This is a genomic window from Flavisolibacter nicotianae, from assembly GCF_003628535.1.
GTDB lineage: Bacteria > Bacteroidota > Bacteroidia > Chitinophagales > Chitinophagaceae > Flavisolibacter > Flavisolibacter nicotianae.
Window position 1 is genome coordinate 1 of the sequence record NZ_RBCI01000068.1, and the last position, 610, is coordinate 610.

The 610-nt window shown below is 39.0% G+C and carries 1 protein-coding gene; it reads right to left on the bottom strand.

The annotated features are described in order from the left end of the window. Positions 1 to 126: 126 nt before the first annotated feature. The coding region (locus D6024_RS26430) for a hypothetical protein (protein ID WP_205573384.1) at positions 127 to 610 on the bottom strand (484 nt) is incomplete at its 5' end.

Consider the following 610-nt stretch of genomic DNA (forward strand, 5'->3'; position numbering starts at 1 on the left):
ACAACGGAGCGAGGCTTTAAGCAGTACGGGAATTTGTAATTCTTCAGCCCCACTCATTTGATGAGGCAAAATAGATATTCTTCCGCTGAAAACATATTCATCTGCCCGCATTGCTAAAAGCCTGTGTTACCGGCTGCTTTGTTTGTCCAAGAATGTTTGCCAGTTCTTTTTATTGCTTTCCAGGTCCATCCGTTTTGCAAATAAATGGTTTTGCTCGTCTGCGTAAAATGTAAACCCTGAATAAAGCACCTGTAATGAAATATTTTCTAATCCTTCAACAGGAGAAACTCTACTGCCAATTCTATGTCCAGCTTTTGACAGTTCATTAGCCCAGATGTTTGATAAAATAAAATGTGCTATAATCCCTTTTGTTGTGTCATTAAGAACATTAAACAATTGTGTCGTAGCAGGTTTGCCAATTGCAATCAAAGTGTCACCCCAAGGACTTTTCATTTTTGGATACCACACATATTGCATAGCTATTCCAACTTGGTTGTCGTTTATACTGTCAACAAGTCTTTCCACTCTATCGGTCTGCGCCAAAGTTGTCAAGCTGATAAACTTCAAACTTATTATAAGTAGGAGTTGTCGCATAAAGTAGCCGGTAACG